Below are 20,837 nucleotides of genomic sequence, written 5' to 3' on the forward strand. Positions count from 1 at the left end.
AACCCTCTCTACTCTCGTGACTTGCCTGTGAATATGTTAGCGAGGTGCCAATTCAATGAACATAGAAGTGAACGCCATTTTTCAAATCGCGGGCATCGGGATCATTATCGCCATGATTCACACGGTGCTGAAGCAGATGGGCAAGGAGGACATGGCCCATTGGGTGACGCTGATCGGTTTCGTCGTCGTATTGTTCATGGTCATCCGGCTGTTGGACGGTCTGCTGCAGGAAATCAAGTCGATCTTTCTCTTCCAGTAGGTGAGCCGACGTGGAAATGATACAGATTGTAGGGCTGGGGCTTGTGGCGACGGTGCTTATTTTGGTCATCAAGGAACAAAAGCCGATGTTCGCCTTCCTGATCGCGGCAAGTACCGGCATATTCATTTTTTTATATCTGATCGGAAAAATCGGCGGCATTATCGAAGTGCTCGAGCAACTTGCGGAATCTACCGGCGTACAGATGATCTATCTTAAAACGATTCTGAAAATCATAGGCATCGCCTATATCGCCGAATTCGGGGCACAGATCGTTAGGGATGCCGGACAGGAAAGCATCGCTTCAAAAATCGAGCTGGCGGGAAAAGTGATGATCATGGTGCTGGCCATCCCGATCATCAGCATCATCATCGAGACGGTCATCAAACTGCTGCCGGCCTAAGCGAAGGTGGGACAAGAATGCGACTAGGGGATTCCGCTTGGCGGCTGAAAACATGGCTTCTGCTTATCTTCGGGCTGGTATTGTTCTCGGTCCCGATCCGGGTTCTGGCAGAGGATACGTCGGATGGCTGGGTGAAACGGCAAGCGGAAGAGCTGCCCACGGATCAGGTGGAATCTTATTGGCAGAGTTTGATGAAGGATTACGGCGGTTTTTTTCCGGACGGGCAGCTGCCTTCTTTTATGGAAATGCTGGTTTCCCAGGACCAGGGCTTCTCGTTGAAAGCCGGTTTGAGCGGGCTGCTCCGGTACATGTGGCATGAAGTGCTTTATAACGGTCACATTCTCGTGACGATCGTGCTTCTCTCGGTATTCAGCATGATTTTGGAGACGCTGCAGACCGCATTCGAGAGAAACCAGGTCAGCAAAGTGGCTTACTCGATCTGCTATATGGTCATTCTTGTGCTCGCGATCAACAGCTTTAACGTGGCGATCAGTTACGCGACCGGGGCGATTACCGGGATGATCGATTTTATGATGGCGATGGTGCCTCTTCTATTTACGCTGCTGGCCTCCATGGGCAATGTCGTAACCGTATCGGTAACACACCCGCTGGTCGTGTTCATGGTACACACGGTCGGAACGCTCGTTCATAAAGTCGTCTTTCCGCTCCTGTTCTTTTCCGCGGTGCTTCACATTGTCAGCTCTTTGTCCGAAAAGTACAAGCTGACCCAACTGGCGAACTTGCTGCGGACGATCGGGATGGCCTTGCTGGGCATTATGCTTACGGTGTTCCTGGGCGTCATTTCCGTGAAAGGAATCGCAGGTTCCGTCGCTGACGGCGTTACGCTGCGTACTGCCAAATATCTGACGGGTAACTTCGTTCCGGTTGTCGGTAAAGTATTTGCGGACGCGACGGATACGGTCATCTCGGCTTCCTTGCTCGTTAAAAATTCAATCGGGCTGGTCGGCGTCATTATCCTGCTGTTTTTATGCGCTTTTCCTGCGATCAAAATCCTCACCTTGGCTCTGATCTTCAATTTGTCGGCAGCGGTGATGCAACCCTTGGGAGGATCTCCGATTATCACCTGCCTTGAAACGATCGGAAAAAGCATGCTTTATGTGTTCGCGGCTTTGGCGGCGGTCGGGATGATGTTCTTTCTGGCGATCACCATTATGCTGACGGCCGGCAATGTCACGGTGATGATGAGGTGATCCGAAATTAGACGGGGGAAGGCGGTGAAGCAGGCTTGGATTTCTTGGGAGAATGGCTCAGAGAAATCATTATCGTCGTTTTGATCGCGGTGTTCATCGATTTGCTGCTCCCCAACCGCTCCATGGAGCGGTACGTCAAATTTGTGGTCAGCCTGCTCATTTTGCTGACGCTGCTGTCCCCGGTCATGCGGTTGTTCTCACCCGATGCGGAGCGGCAAATCGAAGCGGCTTTTGCGGACGGTTGGGGCGGATCGGATGCTTCCGAACTGGCGGCAAGCACGGAGGTCATATTACGGCAAGGAGAAGAGTTGAGAAAGCAGCAGGAAGAAGAGGCGCTCCAGTGGGCCGGGGAAGAAGCGGCGAGACAGATGAAGCAGCAAATCGAGCGCGAAACAGGGATGCCCGTTAAGAGGGTTACCGTCAAAATATCCGAAAGAAAACCCGCGGAAGAAGGGGAGGCGGGGAGCAAAGATGCTGGGGTAGACCCGACCATCCAGTCTGTCGAAGTCATTATGAAGCAGACGGAGAAGATTGAGGCGCTGGAAGAGACGGCCTCATCCGAGCGAAAAGTCAAGGTTGAACCCGTGGAAAGAGTTGAAGTCAAGATCACGGATTCGTCAGCAAGCGGTGAAGGGGAGGGGGATCGGAATGATCAAGGCAATATGGAAGACGTAAAAACAAGCGAAGCGATGGCAAATGCCGAAAGTTCGGAAGTTGCCGGGCGACCTACCGATTCAAGAGGGCACTCCGTTCCGGTTCAAGCTATTGAGGACCTGCTGTATCGGGATTGGGGAATCGCGAAGGAGGCCGTTTCGGTAAGGGAAGAGGACGAGAGTGAAAAATGAAAGGGGGATACGGATGCCGGGCTGGCTTAAGAAACTGGAGAAATGGATCGGTCAAGGGGAAGGCGGGAGCAAGAGAACCCACACGTTCAGGCTGCTCCTGATCATCGGGCTCGTCGGGATTGCCATCATGATCTTCAATTCTTTCGTCAATGTGAAGCGGGTGGAACCCGGAGGGGAGGGGAGGGAGCCGCCGGTTATGCAAGAACTGACGGATTCGTCTTTGGCGGGCAGTTCCGCGGAAGACAGTCCATTTGCAAATATTGAGCATTCGTTAGAAAACAGGACGAAAGAAATTTTGGAAAAAATCGTCGGGGTCGGCGCGGTCGATGTTCTGGTTACGATCGATTCGACCGAGGAAATCATCGTTCAGCGAAATATGAAAGATACCCAGGAAATTACCGAAGAATCCGATGCAGACGGAGGGAAGCGTAATATTACCCAATACTCGCGGGACGGTCAGATCGTCACGTACGATTCTTCAGGAGCCGAACAACCGATTGTCACGAAGAAAATCAAGCCCAAAGTTCGAGGCGTGCTGATCGTGGCCAGAGGTGCCGAGAACAAAACGGTTAAAGGATTGATCGTGGATGCGGTGGAGAAAGGACTGAATGTTCCGGCTTACCGGATCTCGGTCGTACCGCGGAAGCAATCACAATAAATCAATTTATTTTAGGGAGGAATCCTTCAATGAAAAACAAAAGACAAACAGTATGGCTCGTTTCAATGCTCAGTTTGATGGTCGTCTTATCGGCATATTATCTCTTTACCGAAGATACGCCTAATGCGAACAAGACGGCTGACGGAGGGCAAGTAACGACGATGGACGGCGGCGGAATAAACGGAATTAGCGGATCTGCCGGGGATGCGGCAACAGGCGATGAGGTGATTCTGTCCGAAATCGTGTCGGAGGACGGACAAAACGCGGTTGTCACCGATGAAAGTAAAGAAGGCGCTACGGACAACCAGGGTACGGCCGAGAACACCGGAACCGCGGAGCAGCCGGCTGACAAGGAACCGAACCAAGGAGACCCTGCCAACCAGACGGAAGGAAAAACAAAGGAAGAAGCTGCCAGTAAAGACGATGAAGTGCTGAAGCAGCTTGAATCCGCAGGAGTCGCGGCCTCCGACTCGATCACCTCGTACCAGTTGGAGCGCGTCGAGCAAAACAATCAGAAGCAGGACGATTTGATGCAGACGATCAATGATAACAGCAAACCGTTGGACGAAGCGGTTATGGCGCAAAAGCAACTGAACGAATTGCAGGAAAAAGAGGAGATTATCTACGGCATCGAAGAAAAATTGCAGCAAAAATATGCGAATGCGGTTGTCCGGGAGGAAGACAACAAATTCAAAGTTCTTGTCGAAAGCGAGAAGCTTGAAGCCAATGAAGCGGTCAGCATCATGGATTTGGTCATCAAGGAACTCGGCGTTTCCCAGGATAAAGTAAGCGTTCAGTATATAACCAACTAAAAACGCAGCGGTCCAGGATTGGTCGAATGATGACGAAGCGACGGCATTGGTGCCGCCTAAAAGGGAGAGTCCGAGGTCACCTTGGGCTCTTTCCATTTCATTCGATTGTGATATAATACATAAAGTTACGGCGAAGGGCATCATTTTGCTGGATTTTATGGCCAAAGCTTTGCACGAAAAAGCTGAAGGAGTGAATTGAACATGTTTAATTTAAATGAAATTAAAGAATTGATCGAACTGGTGGATAAAACTTCCGTACACGAGCTGGAGATTGAAAATGAAGGCACGCGCCTCAGCATCCGCAAGCCAGGGAAGAGCGAAATCGTACAGCTGCAGCCTGCCGTTCAGCAGGTCAACGCACAAGCCGTCGTTCCTGCCGTTCCGGTTCAAGCTCCCGCTGCGAACGCTCCTGTGGAAGAGGGACGTCAGGCGGATCCTGCCGCAAATTTACATAAAATCGTTTCTCCGATGGTAGGGACGTTTTACCGTGCGGCATCCCCGGAAGCCAACCCGTTCGTCAATATCGGCGATAAGGTCGGTGAGAAAACGACGGTGTGCATCATTGAGGCGATGAAATTGATGAACGAGCTTGAGGCCGAAGTCAAAGGCGAAATTGTCGACATTCTCGTTGAGAACGGACAACTGGTGGAATACGGACAGCCTCTCTTTCTGGTTAAGCCCGAGTAAGGAGGATGGAATCAAGTGAAATTTCAAAAAATATTGATTGCTAACCGCGGTGAAATCGCGGTCCGGATTATCCGTGCTTGCCGCGAAATCGGGATCGCCACCGTTGCCGTTTACTCGGAAGCGGATAAGGATTCGCTTCACGTCCGGCTTGCGGATGAAGCATACTGCATCGGACCGACGTTGTCGAAGGACAGTTATCTGAACTTCACTAACTTGATGAGTGTCGCGACGCTGACCGAATGCGACGCGATCCACCCCGGATATGGATTTCTGGCGGAAAACGCGGACTTCGCGGAGATTTGCGAGTCCTGCAATATTACGTTCATCGGTCCTTCCCCGGAAGCGATCACGCGAATGGGCGACAAGGCCGTAGCGAAGCAAACGATGAAGGAAGCGAACGTTCCGGTTATCCCGGGTTCGGACGGATTGATCGAAGACCTGGACGAAGCGGTGCGGATCGCCCGCGAAATCGGATATCCGGTCATCATCAAAGCGACGGCCGGAGGCGGAGGAAAAGGAATACGTCTTGCCGAGAACGAAGATTCGCTCATCAAGCAAATTACGACCGCGCAGCAGGAAGCCCAAAAGGCGTTCGGCAACGCCGGCGTTTATCTTGAAAAGTATTTGACGGGCATGAAGCACGTCGAGATTCAAATTATTGCCGACAAACACGGCAATGTCGCGTATCTGGGCGAGCGGGACTGCTCGGTACAACGCCGGCGCCAGAAGCTGGTGGAAGAAGCTCCGTGTCCGGTATTGTCTCCCGAGAAACGGAAGGAAATGGGCGAAGCGGCCGTTCGCGCCGCGCTTGCGGTCAACTATTCCGGCGCAGGCACGCTCGAGTTCTTGCTTGGGCCTGACGGCCAGTTCTACTTCATGGAAATGAACACCCGGATTCAGGTGGAGCATCCAGTTACCGAGATGGTTACGGGGATCGACCTGATCCGCGAGATGATTTCCGTAGCGGAAGGCAATCCTCTTTCTTTCTCGCAGGAAGATGTGCGTTTGAACGGCTGGTCGATCGAATGCCGGATCAATGCGGAAGACCCTTCCCGCAACTTCATGCCATCGCCGGGGAAAATCGGATTCTATCTTGCTCCGGGCGGACCGGGCGTTCGGGTAGACAGCGGTGCATATCCGGGATATATGATTTCACCGCACTACGATTCGATGATCGCCAAACTGATCGTTTGGGGAGCGACCCGCGAGGAAGCGATCGCCAAAATGAAGCGCGCCTTGTCCGAATTTGCAATTGAAGGCATCCATACGACCATTCCGTTTCATCAGAAACTTCTGGAGCATCCGGTGTTTCTGAAGGGCGATTTTGATATCAAATTCCTGGAAGAACACGAGATTTAGAAACAACCCTCCAGGTTTGTCATAATGGGCCCGAAATGATATAGTATTTATAATAAGTGCGTACTCTTTACCAAGAGAGTTACTTATTGAGAGGTGGATGATAGAATGAGTTCTTTGCCTACGGAATTCGAACGGACAGACATCGGAGAAATTCAAATCGCCCCTGAGGTCATCGAGGTGATTGCAGGCCTGGCTACCGTCGAAGTAAGAGGCGTTGCGGGCATGAGCGGAGGCTTTGCCGGCGGAATCGCCGAGCTTCTCGGAAGAAAGAATTTGTCCAAGGGCGTTAAAGTCGAAGTCGGCCAGCGCGAAGCGGCCGTTGATGTTTCCGTTATCGTGGAATACGGTAACCGCCTGCCGGAGGTAGCCACGGAAATCCAGCGCAATGTGAAGCGCTCGATTGAAACGATGACCGGACTGACTGTGGTGGAAGTTAACGTACATATTCATGACGTTATTTTCAAGACAGCAGATAAGCATGAAGAGATCGAACCTAGCCATAGGGTGAAATAATGCCTGGCTCCAAACCCCCGACCGCGCGTCAGGGGTTTGCTATAGTTACAGACAAAGAGGACTATTAGAGGTTGTTCAAAAAGCGTGCGTTCCTTCCTTGCCGAAAACCTGGCTTTTTGAACACGCATGATAAGGAGGCTGTACCCGTCGTGGCCAAAATTTTGGACAGACTTTTGCTGTTTATCTACAGCTTGAGCATCGGAATACTATCCGTCTTCGCAATCCTCCTGCTGACCGATACCGTACCTTTGAATTTGGAAGAAACGAACGAGAAGACACTCGTAATTGCGTTGATTGTCGTTTTCGCCGTTCTGTTTCTCCTCAGCATCCGTTTTTTCTACATTTCCATTCGCCGCGACCGTCATTCGCAATCATCGATCGACCAGCGTACCGAATACGGGGATATTCAGATTTCTACGGAGACGATCGAAAATTTGGCTTACAAAGCCGCCGTACGCGTCAGAGGAATCCGCGAGGTGAAGACAAGAATCCGGATCACCGATTCCGGGCTGGAAATTATGGTCCGGGCCATGGTCGACGGAGATTCATCCATTCCGGCCTTGACCGAGGAAGTGCAAAAGCAGGTCCACGATCATGTTTCGGATATAACGGGAATACCGGTATCATATGTATCGGTTTATATTGCTAACCTTGTCCAGTCGCCTGTCGTGAAAAGCCGGGTTGAATAGGGGGAAGCGCCTTGTTTTGGAAGCAGTTATGGGAGAGCCACAGGGGACGCCTGCTCGGGCTGGCGGCAGCTATATTTTTGTGCCCTATTTATTTGTTTTTCGGATTTTGGAATATGCTGTTTTGCGCTCTTTTGCTGTTTACCGGATACACGGTCGGCAAGTATAAGGATTTGGACCAGGGGTCCATCCTGCCATGGGGCGAACTGAAAAACTGGCTGGCGTCGCGCTGGCGCCCCTTTAAATGATTCCTGTGATATGCTTTCTCCGGAAAAAGAGCATTTTTTCAGTCTTGCCCGTTTTGCGGAGAGAGCATGTTACAGGTTTTTTTTGCGTAAAGAATACGATCAAAAGTCAAGATATATAAGATGGATCATGAAATAGAGGCTGGCAAGGGAGTTCATCGGCTGTTCATCTTATATCGATTTGTGGAGAAACATGTTCAAGGAGGCAACTCATGAAACGGAGATTGGCGAGAGAAATTACGGTACAAAGCTTGTACCATATGGAAATGAATGAAGTGGATGCGGAAGAAGCGGTGACGATGCTGTTATCGGAGGCGGCCGGCGAAAACGAAGGGGAAGTGGAACCGGCCGGTCTGGACGGCGCCAAAGCGAAGGCGTTCATCCTGGAGCTCGTGAACGGAACCTGGAGCCGGAAGGAAGCGATCGACGGATTGCTTTCCGATTACTTGAAGGGGTGGCAGATCAGTCGCTTGTCGAAGGTGGACCGGCAGATTTTGCGGCTCGCCGTTTATGAAATGATTTTCCGCGAAGACGTGCCTGGCAAGGTTGCGGTCAACGAGGCGATCGAACTGGCAAAGCACTTCGGTACGGCGGATTCGGGGAAATTCGTGAACGGCGTATTGGGTAAAATGATTCAAGATATCGATCAGCTTAAGCTGAAAATATAAACCATATCATACTGTGAGGGAGAGGATTGCGTTGACAGCACCAATTATTAACGGTAAACAAGTTTCGGAGGACATCCGCGGCAGCATTCGCGTTGAGGTTGAACGATTGGTCAAGCAGGGATTGAAACCGGGGTTGGCCGTCGTCCTGGTCGGAGAAGATCCGGCTTCCCAGGTTTACGTTCGAAATAAGGAGAAGGCTTGCCACGATCTCGGATTTTATTCGGAGGTCCATCGTTTGCCGGCGTCTACAAGCCAGGAGGATCTTCTCTCCCTGGTGGACAAGCTGAACCGTCAGGACAATATTCACGGCATTTTGGTGCAATTGCCTTTGTCGAAGCACATTAACGAAAAGTCGGTCATCGACGCGATTGCGGTGGAGAAGGATGTCGACGGATTCCATCCGGTCAATGTCGGGAACCTGGTCATCGGGGATGACAGCCTTCTGCCTTGTACGCCAGCGGGAGTCATCGAGTTGATCAAACGGACGGGGATCGAAATCGCCGGCAAGCATGCCGTGGTCATCGGACGCAGCAACATCGTAGGAAAGCCGGTGTCTCTGCTACTTCAGCGCGAGCATGCGACGGTGACGATGTGCCATTCGAAAACCGCAAACATGAAGGAATTAACGAAGCAGGCGGATATTCTTGTCGTGGCCATCGGACGGGCCAATTTCGTAGATGCCTCCTTCGTCAAACCGGGTGCCGTCGTCATCGACGTGGGCATGAACCGGCTCGAGAACGGCAAGTTGGCCGGTGACGTCGATTTTGAAAGTGTGAAGGAAGTGTCCGGGCCGATCACGCCCGTACCTGGCGGTGTTGGACCGATGACGATCACGATGCTCATGCAAAATACGTTGATCGCGGCCAAACGTCTCGGCGGTCTGTCCTAAGCTTCGGCTTGCAGGCTGGTTCATGTTTTGTGCAGAAAGGGGGAAGCCCCATGGAACAGCGCATATTAACGATTAAGGAACTTAACCGGTATATCCGGATGAAAATGGATTCCGACAACCTGCTGTCCGACGTCTGGATTCGCGGCGAGATTTCCAACTTTACGCATCATTCCAGCGGACATATGTACTTCACGTTGAAGGATGAAGGCAGCCGGATTAAGAGCATCATGTTTGCTTCCCATAACCAGAGGCTTCCGTTTATTCCGAAAGAAGGTACCCGGGTCATCGCCAGAGGGAATGTCACGGTGTACGAGCGGGACGGCCAATACCAGTTCTACGCGACCCATATGCAGCCTGACGGGATCGGCAGTTTGTATTTGGCTTACGAGCAGCTAAAAGGGAAGCTGGAAGCGGAAGGCCTGTTCGCGCCGGAGCGGAAGCGGGCTTTGCCCCGCTTTCCCCGGTCGATCGGCGTCATTACGTCGCCGACCGGCGCGGCGGTCCGGGACATCCTGACGACGCTTGCGCGGCGTTATCCGCAAGCGTCCGTCGTTCTGCATCCGGTGCTGGTACAAGGCAAAGGGGCCGCTCTGTCCATCGTCAAGGCGATCCGGACGATGAACCGGATGGGCGAGGCCGACGTGCTGATCGTCGGCCGGGGCGGCGGCTCGCTCGAAGAGCTGTGGGCGTTCAATGAAGAGCCGGTCGCGCGGGCGATCTACGAATCGGCGATTCCCGTCATTTCGGCCGTCGGGCACGAAACGGACTTTACGATCGCCGATTTCGTCGCCGACCTGCGCGCCGCCACGCCCACCGCCGCCGCGGAGCTCGCCGTGCCGCACACGGCCGAGCTGAAGGCGCAGCTGCGCCAGCGCGAGCAGGTGCTGCAGCAGGGCTTGCAGCACCGCCTGGCGCAGGCGCGCGAACGGCTCCGCCGGCTGACGCAGTCGCCGGCGCTGAAGCAGCCGCAGCGGGCGCTGCTCCAGCACGCGGAGCGGCTGGATACGCTGCATTCGCGGCTGCAGGCGCGGATGGCGTCCCGCCGGGAGCTGACGGCCGCCAAGCATGACCGTCTGCACCAGCGATTGATGCGGTACCATCCGCAGGAGAACCTGCTCTACGCCCGGCGCCGCCAGAGCGAGGCCGAGCGGCTGCTCCGCCAGACGATGGCCGCCCTGCTGAAGGAGAAATCGCAGCAGCTTGGGTACGGAATCCGGCAGCTTGATGCGTTAAGCCCGTTGAAGGTGATGGCGCGAGGATACAGCCTTGTGTATGACGAACAGGGCAAGCGGTTGATCAAATCGCTTGACGAAGTGGAACCCGGCGATATGATCAAGGTTAAAGTAACGGACGGGGAATTGGATTGCCAGGTTTGGGGCATGCGGAAAGGAGATGGGGATGACCATGACGCAGGAACAAGCGGAGCTTAATTTCGAAGAAGCGATGAACCAGCTGGAGGATATCGTATCCCAGCTCGAGCGCGGCGACGTGCCGCTGGAGCAGGCGATCGATCTTTTTCAGAAGGGAATGCAATTGTCCCGGCTCTGCGGCCAAAAGCTGTCGCAGGTCGAGCGGAAAATCGAAATGATCGTGGAAGCGGACGGCGACATTTCGAAGCAGCCTTTTAATCCGCTTACGGAGGATGATTCTGTTGGCTAATAGTTCGATCAAGGGATATATCGAGGAAGTTGCCGCCCTGGTCGGCGCACGGCTTGAAAGCTTCCTGCCGGAAGGCTGGGAAGTGCCGGAGAACTTGACGGAATCGATGCGGTACTCGCTGATGGCAGGAGGCAAGCGGCTTCGGCCGCTGCTCGTCATTGCCGCGGCGGAGTCGCTGGGGGCGAGCCGGGAGGCCGCGCTGCCCGTCGCCTGCGCCGTGGAAATGGTGCACACCTATTCGCTCGTTCATGACGATTTGCCGGCGATGGACAACGATGATTATCGGCGCGGGAAGCTGACGAACCACAAGGTGTTCGGGGAAGCGATGGCGATATTGGCCGGGGACGGGCTGTTGACGCAAGCGTTCTACAGTGCGGTACAAGCTTCCCGGAAGCACGGGGTGCCGGCGGAGCAAGTACTCTCTATCGTCGAAGAGCTCTCGGTTTATGCCGGACCGGCGGGCATGGTCGGCGGACAGGCTGCGGATATGGAGGGGGAGCAGGGGTTGACCCGTCTTGACCAGCTTCAATATATCCATGAGCACAAAACCGGCGATTTGATCGTCTTTTCGGTGAAAGCCGGAGGACGAATCGCATCCGCGACCGAAGCTCAGCTGTCCGCACTGGAAACCTACGGACGCGCCGTCGGTCTGGCTTTTCAAATCCAGGACGATATTTTGGATTTGACCGGCGATGAAGCCAAGCTGGGCAAAAAGACGCAAAGCGACGTAAAGCAGGGCAAGGTTACATATCCTTACTTTATCGGAATGGAGGCATCCCTGGCCGAGGTTGAACGCTTGACCCGGGTTGCCAAGGAAGCGGTTACGGACGGAAGCATACCGGAGCCCGGCCGACTTCTTGAAATTGCAGATTATTTGCTGCATCGGGACCATTGAAGCTTGGCATTTTCGACAATAATGTTTGATGTGATATAATAACATCCATGAAATCATTCAGGAAAGCGGGGAATTCGGGTGCTGCTTTCACAAATCAAAGGGCCCGGCGATCTGAAAAATTGCACAATTGAGGAATTGACGCCGTTGGCCGCTGAAATCCGCCAGTTTTTGATTGAGAAGCTCTCCATCACGGGTGGGCATTTGGCTTCGAATTTGGGTGTGGTCGAACTGACCATTGCGCTGCATTATTGCTATAACAGCCCGGAGGATAAGTTTATTTTCGACGTCGGTCACCAGGCCTACGTGCATAAAATATTGACCGGCCGGATGGACCGGTTCGATACGCTGCGCAAACAAAACGGGCTATGCGGTTTTGTCAAACGAAACGAAAGCGAACATGATGTCTGGGAAGCCGGCCATAGTAGCACATCGCTGTCCGCGGCAATGGGGATGGCCTTGGCCCGCGATCTTAAGGGCGAGAAACATAAAGTGGTAGCGATCATCGGCGACGGTGCGCTTACCGGCGGGATGGCGTTTGAAGCGCTGAACCATATCGGTCATGAGAAGAAGAACCTCATGGTCATTTTGAACGATAATGAAATGTCCATCGCTCCCAACGTCGGCGCGATGCACAATTATTTAACAAAAATCCGCTCGGATCGCAATTATTTGCGCGCGAAGGATGAAGTAGAGCAGTTTCTGAAGAAGGTACCGGCGATCGGCGGCAAGCTGGCCAAAACGGTGGAAAAACTGAAGGACAGCCTGAAATATTTGATGGTTTCCGGCATTCTGTTCGAAGAGCTGGGGTTCAAGTATCTCGGCCCTGTCGACGGTCATGATCTGCCAGGGTTGATCGATTCGTTCAATCAGGCGAACAACGTCTCCGGTCCGGTGCTTGTTCATGTGCTTACGACCAAGGGCAAGGGATACACGCCGGCCGAAGAAGATTCGCATAAATGGCACGGAATTTCACCGTACAAAATCGAATCCGGCCAGGTGCTCAAAGCAGTTGGCAATCCTATGTATACCGAAGTTTTCGGTAAAACCTTGATCGAACTGGCCGAACAGGATGAGCGAATCGTCGCCGTAACGCCGGCGATGCCCGGAGGTTCGGGCCTTGTTAAATTCGCCGAACGTTTTCCGGACCGCATGATCGACGTCGGCATTGCCGAGCAGCATGCGGCCACCATGTGCGCGGCTCTTGCGATGGAGGGAATGAAGCCGGTATTCGCGGTATATTCCACGTTCATGCAGCGGGCATACGATCAAATCGTGCATGATATTTGCCGCCATAACGCAAATGTCATGTTCGCGATTGACCGGGCCGGCTTTGTCGGAGCCGACGGAGAAACGCATCAAGGCGTATTCGATATCGCTTTTCTGCGGCATATTCCGAATATCGTGCTGATGATGCCTAAGGATGAAAACGAGCTGCGTCACATGATGAAGACGGCGCTCGATTACAATGAAGGCCCGATTGCCTACCGTTATCCGCGGATCAATGTCCCCGGCGTGCCGATGGACGAGAAACTGGTTCCCATTCCGATCGGAACCTGGGAAATGCTCCGCGAAGGAGACGGACCTGTCCTTATTGCCGTCGGTCCTATGGTTCAGGTCGCGGAGGAAGCGGCGGAAGCGCTGAAGCGGGAAGGCATTCAGGCTGCCGTCGTGAACGCCCGGTTTTTGAAGCCGCTCGATGAGGGAATGCTGCTTGAACTGGCTCGTAAAGGAAACGGCATGTTTATCATTGAGGAAGCATCGCAGGCGGGGAGTCTCGGAAGCGCGATCCTTGAATTTTATGCCGAACACGGACTATCCGGCCTGGACATCGGCCTGATGGGCGTTCCGGACCGGTTCATTGAACACGGGAGCATTAAGGACCAATTGCAGGAGGTCGGCTTAACCGCCGACAACGTTGTCCATAAAGTTTTGGCTCATTATCGTTCCGGGCAACCTTTTTCGTTAGGCAAGAAAAAAGTGCTGCCAAACTAAAATTGGATTAATACAAAGTCGGTTTCAGCACCGAGATGGTCCGGGCGAATTTAAGATTCGATTTCGGGAAAGTCAGGAGAATTCAAGTGTCCGTATCTAAAGAACGAATTGATGTCCTGCTTGTGGAGCAGGGGTATTTTGACAGCAGAGAGAAAGCGAAGGCGGCGATCATGGCCGGGCTTGTTCTGAGCGGATCCGAGAGGATCGAGAAAGCCGGCACGAAAGTGCCGAGGGACATTCCGATTACCGTGAAAGGATCGATCCATCCTTACGTAAGCCGGGGCGGACTGAAGCTGGAGAAGGCGTTAAACGTATTCGGCATCGACCTTGCCGGACGGGTGATGCTCGATATCGGCTCTTCCACGGGCGGGTTCACGGATTGCGCCTTGCAACACGGGGCAAGCTATGTATACGCGATTGACGTCGGTTACAATCAACTGGACTGGTCGCTTCGGAACGATGACCGCGTCAATGTGAAGGAGCGGACCAATTTCCGCTACATGACGCCCGAAGACCTCGACGGACCGGTTCCGGACTTTGCGAGTATCGATGTTTCTTTTATTTCGCTTAAAATTATTTTGCCTCCCTTGCTGCAGCTGTTAAAACGACCTGCGGACATTGCCGCGTTGATTAAGCCGCAGTTTGAAGCGGGACGCGAAAAAGTAGGGAAATCCGGCGTCGTTCGAGACGTCAAGGTTCACCAGGAAGTGATCGAAAGCATTTTGAATTATGCGACTGAGCTGGGATTTTCGATCAAAGGACTTACCTTCTCTCCGATTACGGGAGGCGAAGGCAATATCGAGTTTTTGGCCCATTTGGGATTGGACGCGGAAACCGGAAATCCCGATCGGCCCGATTCCGAAGAAGTCAGGGAAATGGCCCGTCGCATCACCCAGGAAGCTGCAGGAACCTTTCATGCAAACCCGTCGAAATGACGGGTTTTTGTTGTAATCGGAACAAATGTTCCCTATAATAAAACTATCTGAAATGTAACGGAAGCGACAGGGACTTTTCTGATACGCGTCGAATAAGACATTCGAGGTGATCAGATGTGGCTGTCATATCCGATGGGCTGTTGATGGTTCTTATTGGCGGGGCCGCGATCTATCTCGTAATTCGCGGGCTCCGTTCCTGGGTGCGCAAGCCGTTCGGCTTGCGGTCCTTAACGGGACTGGTGCTGAACGAGGAGATTGTGGAGCATCCTGTCGTCGATTTGCTGAAAGAGGCAGGCTATGAAGTGGTCAGCGACAAGCTGAAGGTTCCGCTGGCTTTTCAGGTGGACGGCAGCATCCTTCACAGCCGCTTGTTTATCGACTATATCGCGACGAAGGAAGGGGAATTCTACCTGGTGAGAACGGCAAGGGAAAGGCTCCCCATCGAGTGGACAGGCAGCGGAATCAGAAAGGAGCTCTTGCCTTATTTGCTCCTGTATCCGGCATGCGCGGGCGTTCTTTATGCAGATGCGGATCAGGGTATTTTGAAACGGATTGCCTTAACAACGGATGAAGACGAAGAAGAATCAGCCCCCTAAGGGACATGGAGGACGTTATGAAGGGTCAAAGACATATTAAAATACGCGAAATCATTACAAACCGGGAGATCGAAACCCAGGACGAGCTTGTCGATGCGCTGCGGAATGCCGGCTTTCAGGTGACGCAGGCGACGGTTTCCCGGGATATTAAGGAACTGATGCTGATCAAGGTGCCGACGGATGACGGAAGATACAAGTATTCCATGCCGACGGCACAGCGGTACAATCCCGTTCAAAAATTGCAGCGCGCGCTTGTCGACAGTTTCGTAAGCATCGATCATACCGGCAATTTGGTTGTCGTCAAGTGTTTGCCGGGCACGGCCAATTCGGTCGCCGTTTTGATCGATAACATGGAGTGGCCGGATTTGCTGGGAACCATTTGCGGCGACGATACGATTCTGATGATTTGCAGGAACGAAGAGTATAGCCAGTTTATCATTGATCAAATTATGGGATTTTTCTGAAGGGAGTTGCCGAGCGGTGTTAGTCCATCTTTCGATTCGTAATTTGGCTGTCGTGGAAGCGGTGGATGTTACGTTCCATCAAGGTTTTCATGTGCTTACCGGGGAAACGGGGGCAGGGAAATCGATCATTATCGATGCGCTGGGCCTGATTGCCGGTGGGCGCGGGTCCGCGGATTTGATCCGGTACGGCTCGGATCGCGCGGAAATGGAGGCTTCATTTGATTTGCCTGAAAGCCACCCGGTATGGGCCGCTCTGGAAGGTTACGGGATTGGCGGAGATCCGGCTGAATCGCTGATTATTCGCCGCGAAATCAGCAGCCAAGGGAAGAGCACGGCCAGAATCAATGGACAGCTGGTGAATTTGACCATGCTTCGGGACATCGGGGAAAGTCTGATCAACCTGCATGGGCAGCATGAACATCAAACACTGCTTCGACCGGAGCGCCATTTGGAACTGCTTGATGCGTTCGGCTCGGACGAGATCGCCCCGGTTAAGTCGAGTTATCAGGAAGCGTATGCTTCTTTCGTCAAAGTGAATAAGGAATGGAACGAGCTGCGCAATACCAGTCAGCAAACCCTGCAGATGCTCGATTTATACCGTTTTCAGCTGGAGGAAATTTCCGCTGCCGCGCTGAAACCCGGTGAAGATGAATTGCTTTCGGAAGAAAAGATCAGACTATCCCATAGCGAGAAAATGATGGATTCGGTATCTAAGGCTTACGACCTGCTTTATGGTTCACAAGGGCTGGAGGCGGTAGCCAAGGCGATTTCCCGGTTGAACGAAGTGGCTTCCTTTGACAGTAAACATGTCAATCCGCTGCTGGAGCAATTGCAATCGGCATATTATCAGCTTGAGGATGCTTCCTTCGGTTTACGTTCTTATCGGGAAAAAATTGAATTCAATCCCGACCGTTTGGATGAAGTGGAGGACCGATTGGACCTTATCTCCACGCTGCGCCGCAAGTACGGGGATAATATCGAAGGGATTCTTGAGTATTATGATAAAATCCGACGGGAAACGGATATGCTTGAGAATAAGGATGATTTGCTGGAAAAGCTGCAACAACGCAGAGAGGAACTGTTGGCCGACCTTATGGAGAAGGCGGTTAAATTGAGCGAAGTGCGCAGGCGCAAAGCCGATGAACTGGCGGTGCAAATCGAAACCGAATTGAAGGATTTGCAGATGGCGAGAACTTCAATGCAGGTAAAGCTTGTTTGGAACGAGGATCCGAATGGCGTGGAATGGGAAGGCCAAAAAATACGACCAGGCAAGCATGGTATCGACAATGCCGAATTCCTCATTTCGCCGAACCCCGGTGAGCCGCTCCGCCCTCTTGGGAAAATCGCCTCTGGAGGCGAATTGTCGCGGGTTATGCTGGCGCTCAAGAGCATCTTTGCCCGTCACGATGAAGTTCCCGTTCTCATTTTTGACGAAGTGGATACCGGAGTGAGCGGCCGTGCGGCCCAGTCGATCGCCGATAAACTGTTCCGGTTGTCGCGAACCTGCCAAGTGTTCTCCATTACCCATCTGCCTCAGGTGGCTTGCATGGCGGATCGGCAATACCTGATCGAAAAAGTCGTGGAAGATGGACGAACGATGACTCGGGTGGATGAATTGTCGGATCAGGAACGCGTTATGGAATTGGCGCGAATGCTGGGGGGCGTGGAAATCACGGAGAAAACAAAGCATCATGCCCAGGAAATGCTGAACTTGGCTCAGGCGCAAAAGGTGTCAATTTAAAGGTTGGGTTAATGTTTGACAGTAATAAAAGGCCTGCCCCGGGGCATCTTATAAGTACGCAATTGGCGACCACCTTTTTCGTCAAGCGAAAGAAGCTAAGGGAGCGTGACAGCCTTTGAACCCGAACATCAGGAATAGACTGCTCGGCCTTTTATTTGCTTTTTTCTTATGCTTTCTGGGAACTTCTGCAGCCGATGGCCGCTTGCCCGAATTGCCGGATGAACTCCGGCTGTTTCAGGGGCAGGGCAGGCAAATCCATTTGGCTCTGCCGGTACAAGCAAGTATTTCGGTGGACCGCCCCGATGTCGTCATGTTGAACGGGCAAGCATCTCCTTCGATGACGGTTTCGCTGGGCAAACCGGTTCGGTTGTCTTCTATCCAAAGCGGCGAGGCAAAGCTCCGCATGAAATTATTCGGACAAATTCCTCTTAAAACGGTAAAGGTCAATGTTATCCCCGACCTCAAAGTGATCCCCGGCGGCCAATCGATCGGCGTCAAAGTGAAATCGGCAGGGATACTGGTCGTAGGCCACCATCAAGTAACCGAAAACAACAAAAAAGTGTCACCTGGTGAAAACGCAGGTATTCAAGTCGGCGATTTAATTACCCATATGAACGGCGTTGAATTGAAGGATGTCAAGGACGTGGCGGAAATTGCCTCTCAAGCTGGGAATACGAGTAAGCCTCTAAAGGTGACCTATAAACGGGGCAACAAAACGTTTACGACTTCTTTATCGCCTGCTTTTGATGCGCAGGATCGAGCATGGAGGCTGGGCCTTTATATCCGTGATTCAGCGGCCGGCGTCGGAACTTTAACGTTCTATGCACCGGATCAGGGAGTTTACGGTGCGCTTGGACATGTCATTACGGATATGAACACGCAAACTCCGATCGTTGTCGGAAGCGGACAGATTTTACAATCCAGCGTGACTTCGATATCGAAAAGCGAAAGCGGTGAACCGGGGGAGAAAAGAGCCCATTTCATCAAAGAAGGCAAAACGCTGGGGAATATTGAGCGAAACACGCATTTCGGCATTTTCGGCAAGATGAACCAAAATCCGGACCACAGCGTGTATCAGAAGCCGATTCCCGTTGCTTTTTCGGATGAGGTCAAGGAAGGGTCGGCGGAAATTTTGACAGTCGTCGAAGGGCAAAAAGTGGAGCGATTCAAGGTCGAAATCGTTCATGTATCCAAGCAAAGCGCCCCAGAAACGAAAGGGATCGTTCTGCGCATCACGGATCCGCGGCTCATTGATAAAACCGGCGGAATCGTTCAAGGTATGAGCGGAAGCCCGATTATCCAAAACGGCAAACTCATCGGGGCGGTTACCCATGTATTCGTCAATGATCCCCGTTCCGGATACGGATGCTTTATCGAATGGATGCTGCAGGATGCGGGCATCCTTCAAGGGACCTCCGGCAGCACCACTTCCCAACATCTTAAGGCGGCATGATCGCCTTAAGATGTTTTATTTTTAAGGAGCAGCAGGTCATGGATTTGTCGAAAAGAATTGAATTAGACAGAATGGTGTAAATAAATGTATTATTATATATCAACGAAATAAAAAAATAAAGAAAAATAATTTTCGACAGAAGGAATTTACTTCTGAATGTCGAAACCTTATTCTGGAAGAAAAGAATGGGAAATAAAATAACTTATTCAAATTACTTAAGGAGGACAAAAGTCAGTGCAGAAAATTGAAGTGTTGTTGGCGGATGATAATCGGGAATTTACGAATTTGCTCGCGGAATACATTTCGGGGCAGGACGATATGGTCGTCTCGGGAATTGCTTATAACGGCGAAGAAGTGCTGGAGATGATCGACAACGCTTCGAAGGTTCCGGATGTTTTGATTCTGGACATCATTATGCCGCATCTGGATGGACTCGGCGTATTGGAGCGTCTTCGCGATCTTGGTTTAAACCCCCAGCCTAAAATAATTATGCTGACGGCATTCGGCCAGGAGAATATTACGCAGCGAGCCGTACAACTTGGAGCATCCTACTACATTCTTAAACCTTTTGACATGGAAGTGCTCGCAAACCGGATTCGTCAACTTGTCGGAGTTCAGACGTCTTCCGGTGGTACCTCCTCGGCACCTTTTGTTAAATCCAATGTCGTTCCTCTTGGTAAGGGCAAAAATCTGGATGCGAACATTACGTCGATCATACATGAAATCGGAGTTCCGGCGCATATTAAGGGATATCAATATTTACGCGAAGCGATCACGATGGTTTATAACAACATCGAAATCCTTGGTGCGATCACCAAGACGTTGTATCCGGCCATTGCCGAAAAGTTCAAAACGACGCCTTCGCGCGTGGAGCGGGCTATCCGCCATGCCATCGAAGTGGCTTGGACGCGCGGCAACATTGACAGCATCAGCCACCTGTTCGGATACACGATCAATATCAGCAAATCCAAGCCGACCAACAGCGAGTTCATCGCCATGGTGGCCGACAAGCTGCGGATCGAGCATAAGGTTTCTTGAAAGTCAGAAGTTACGCGTAAAAACGACGATGATTAGAATCTCGTTCGTTGAAAAGTGGATCGTTTCATGATTCCGAAGAGCCTTAGCGCGTTGTTCCGGTAAACTTGATGCATAATAAAGCGCAAAAATCGCATAAAGAAAAGCGGAACCGCGGCCTCAGCGGTTCTTTTTTCATGGTGATCGTTAAGTGGGGAGAAACCCTATAAAGTGTCACACCGATATGTTTATTTATCAAAGGATGAAGAATAATGGAGTGCGTTATTTTTATCGGGATACAGGCTTCCGGGAAATCGACATTCTACAAAGAAAAGTTCTTTAAAACTCACATGAGGATAAACCTGGATATTTTAAGGACAAGGTATCGGGAGAAAATATTTCTCGAAGCGGCATTTCGGACCGGTCTGCCAATTGTAGTGGATAATACGAATCCGACGGTTGAGGAGCGGAAAAAATATATCGAGTTAGCCCGAAATCATAAATTTAAGATCATAGGTTATAACTTTGAACCGGATTATGATCTGTCTTATGAACGCAATGAACAAAGGCAAGGGAAAGAAAAAGTGCCCGTGGTAGGCATCAAAAGTACCTTGAAGAAGTTGCAGGAGCCTTCGTATGGTGAAGGGTTTGACACGTTGTACTCGGTTCGGTCACAAAATCAAGGATTCGTGATTCAAGAGATACCGAATAAAAATAAAAGTTAAGTACAAAAACCAAAAAACTCCAGACAAAATTGTCTGGAGGAGAAGAAAAGGTTATGAAGAATAACTTCAAACAAAGTATAGCATTTAAATATTCTCCTTCTCAATATTAAACCAATGGTAACAATGGAATA

Annotated in this window: 24 protein-coding genes; all 24 read left to right on the forward strand. The window is 51.7% G+C overall.

Features of this window, described 5'->3' with window-relative positions:
- Positions 1 to 55: 55 nt before the first annotated feature.
- The 24 genes from spoIIIAC (at position 56) to ACSFXJ_RS10725 (ending at position 20,706) form a co-directional block, all read left to right on the forward strand.
- Positions 56 to 259, forward strand: a complete 204-nt coding sequence (gene spoIIIAC / locus ACSFXJ_RS10610; RefSeq protein WP_435925111.1) for a stage III sporulation protein AC — start codon at positions 56 to 58, stop codon at positions 257 to 259.
- 10 nt (positions 260 to 269) lie between these two features.
- Positions 270 to 659, forward strand: a complete 390-nt coding sequence (spoIIIAD, locus tag ACSFXJ_RS10615; RefSeq protein WP_435925112.1) for a stage III sporulation protein AD — start codon at positions 270 to 272, stop codon at positions 657 to 659.
- 17 nt (positions 660 to 676) lie between these two features.
- Positions 677 to 1,870: a stage III sporulation protein AE gene (gene spoIIIAE, locus ACSFXJ_RS10620; protein ID WP_435925113.1), complete on the forward strand. Its 1,194-nt coding sequence runs from the start codon at positions 677 to 679 to the stop codon at positions 1,868 to 1,870.
- A gap of 35 nt (positions 1,871 to 1,905) precedes the next feature.
- Positions 1,906 to 2,715 (forward strand): stage III sporulation protein AF, encoded by an 810-nt coding sequence (gene spoIIIAF, locus ACSFXJ_RS10625; protein ID WP_435925114.1) that lies wholly within the window; start codon positions 1,906 to 1,908, stop codon positions 2,713 to 2,715.
- Positions 2,716 to 2,728: 13 nt separating this feature from the next.
- Positions 2,729 to 3,373: a stage III sporulation protein AG gene (gene spoIIIAG / locus ACSFXJ_RS10630; protein WP_435925115.1), complete on the forward strand. Its 645-nt coding sequence runs from the start codon at positions 2,729 to 2,731 to the stop codon at positions 3,371 to 3,373.
- A gap of 29 nt (positions 3,374 to 3,402) precedes the next feature.
- A complete protein-coding gene (locus ACSFXJ_RS10635; protein ID WP_435925116.1) occupies positions 3,403 to 4,185 on the forward strand; it encodes a SpoIIIAH-like family protein in 783 nt (260 codons plus the stop codon).
- A gap of 201 nt (positions 4,186 to 4,386) precedes the next feature.
- Positions 4,387 to 4,872 (forward strand): acetyl-CoA carboxylase biotin carboxyl carrier protein, encoded by a 486-nt coding sequence (accB, locus tag ACSFXJ_RS10640; protein ID WP_435925117.1) that lies wholly within the window; start codon positions 4,387 to 4,389, stop codon positions 4,870 to 4,872.
- 15 nt (positions 4,873 to 4,887) lie between these two features.
- Entirely contained in the window at positions 4,888 to 6,231 is a 1,344-nt protein-coding gene (gene accC / locus ACSFXJ_RS10645; protein WP_435925118.1) for an acetyl-CoA carboxylase biotin carboxylase subunit, read from the forward strand.
- A gap of 105 nt (positions 6,232 to 6,336) precedes the next feature.
- Complete coding sequence (locus tag ACSFXJ_RS10650) at positions 6,337 to 6,744, forward strand: Asp23/Gls24 family envelope stress response protein (protein WP_435925119.1); 408 nt, start codon at positions 6,337 to 6,339, stop codon at positions 6,742 to 6,744.
- 149 nt (positions 6,745 to 6,893) lie between these two features.
- Complete coding sequence (amaP, locus tag ACSFXJ_RS10655) at positions 6,894 to 7,433, forward strand: alkaline shock response membrane anchor protein AmaP (RefSeq protein WP_435925120.1); 540 nt, start codon at positions 6,894 to 6,896, stop codon at positions 7,431 to 7,433.
- A gap of 11 nt (positions 7,434 to 7,444) precedes the next feature.
- Positions 7,445 to 7,678 (forward strand): DUF2273 domain-containing protein, encoded by a 234-nt coding sequence (locus ACSFXJ_RS10660; RefSeq protein WP_435925121.1) that lies wholly within the window; start codon positions 7,445 to 7,447, stop codon positions 7,676 to 7,678.
- Between the two features lie 209 nt (positions 7,679 to 7,887).
- Positions 7,888 to 8,343: a transcription antitermination factor NusB gene (nusB, locus tag ACSFXJ_RS10665; RefSeq protein WP_435925122.1), complete on the forward strand. Its 456-nt coding sequence runs from the start codon at positions 7,888 to 7,890 to the stop codon at positions 8,341 to 8,343.
- Between the two features lie 31 nt (positions 8,344 to 8,374).
- A complete protein-coding gene (gene folD, locus ACSFXJ_RS10670) occupies positions 8,375 to 9,232 on the forward strand; it encodes a bifunctional methylenetetrahydrofolate dehydrogenase/methenyltetrahydrofolate cyclohydrolase FolD (protein ID WP_435925123.1) in 858 nt (285 codons plus the stop codon).
- A 50-nt stretch (positions 9,233 to 9,282) separates the two neighbouring features.
- Positions 9,283 to 10,662, forward strand: coding sequence for an exodeoxyribonuclease VII large subunit (gene xseA / locus ACSFXJ_RS10675; RefSeq protein WP_435925124.1), 1,380 nt, complete (start codon positions 9,283 to 9,285; stop codon positions 10,660 to 10,662).
- Positions 10,637 to 10,891 (forward strand): exodeoxyribonuclease VII small subunit, encoded by a 255-nt coding sequence (gene xseB / locus ACSFXJ_RS10680; RefSeq protein ID WP_435925125.1) that lies wholly within the window; start codon positions 10,637 to 10,639, stop codon positions 10,889 to 10,891. Before xseA ends, xseB begins: the two co-directional genes overlap by 26 nt.
- Positions 10,892 to 10,910: 19 nt before the next feature.
- Complete coding sequence (locus ACSFXJ_RS10685) at positions 10,911 to 11,786, forward strand: polyprenyl synthetase family protein (RefSeq protein ID WP_435925735.1); 876 nt, start codon at positions 10,911 to 10,913, stop codon at positions 11,784 to 11,786.
- A gap of 78 nt (positions 11,787 to 11,864) precedes the next feature.
- Positions 11,865 to 13,778 (forward strand): 1-deoxy-D-xylulose-5-phosphate synthase, encoded by a 1,914-nt coding sequence (gene dxs / locus ACSFXJ_RS10690; protein ID WP_435925126.1) that lies wholly within the window; start codon positions 11,865 to 11,867, stop codon positions 13,776 to 13,778.
- Positions 13,779 to 13,864: 86 nt separating this feature from the next.
- Entirely contained in the window at positions 13,865 to 14,713 is an 849-nt protein-coding gene (locus ACSFXJ_RS10695) for a TlyA family RNA methyltransferase (RefSeq protein WP_435925127.1), read from the forward strand.
- A 116-nt stretch (positions 14,714 to 14,829) separates the two neighbouring features.
- Positions 14,830 to 15,309 (forward strand): hypothetical protein, encoded by a 480-nt coding sequence (locus ACSFXJ_RS10700; RefSeq protein ID WP_435925128.1) that lies wholly within the window; start codon positions 14,830 to 14,832, stop codon positions 15,307 to 15,309.
- 17 nt (positions 15,310 to 15,326) lie between these two features.
- Positions 15,327 to 15,773 carry a transcriptional regulator AhrC/ArgR gene (ahrC, locus tag ACSFXJ_RS10705; RefSeq protein ID WP_435925129.1) on the forward strand — a complete coding sequence of 149 codons (447 nt, stop codon included), beginning with the start codon at positions 15,327 to 15,329 and terminating at the stop codon, positions 15,771 to 15,773.
- A gap of 16 nt (positions 15,774 to 15,789) precedes the next feature.
- Positions 15,790 to 17,514, forward strand: coding sequence for a DNA repair protein RecN (gene recN / locus ACSFXJ_RS10710; protein WP_435925130.1), 1,725 nt, complete (start codon positions 15,790 to 15,792; stop codon positions 17,512 to 17,514).
- 115 nt (positions 17,515 to 17,629) lie between these two features.
- Entirely contained in the window at positions 17,630 to 18,967 is a 1,338-nt protein-coding gene (spoIVB, locus tag ACSFXJ_RS10715; protein WP_435925131.1) for a SpoIVB peptidase, read from the forward strand.
- 234 nt (positions 18,968 to 19,201) lie between these two features.
- Complete coding sequence (gene spo0A, locus ACSFXJ_RS10720) at positions 19,202 to 20,005, forward strand: sporulation transcription factor Spo0A (protein WP_435925132.1); 804 nt, start codon at positions 19,202 to 19,204, stop codon at positions 20,003 to 20,005.
- Between the two features lie 248 nt (positions 20,006 to 20,253).
- On the forward strand, positions 20,254 to 20,706 hold the full coding sequence (locus ACSFXJ_RS10725) for an AAA family ATPase (RefSeq protein ID WP_435925133.1): 453 nt from the start codon (positions 20,254 to 20,256) through the stop codon (positions 20,704 to 20,706).
- Positions 20,707 to 20,837: the final 131 nt, after the last annotated feature.

Origin of the sequence: Paenibacillus salivarius, from assembly GCF_051307165.1 — a bacterium.
Taxonomy (GTDB): Bacteria; Bacillota; Bacilli; order Paenibacillales; family Paenibacillaceae; genus Fontibacillus.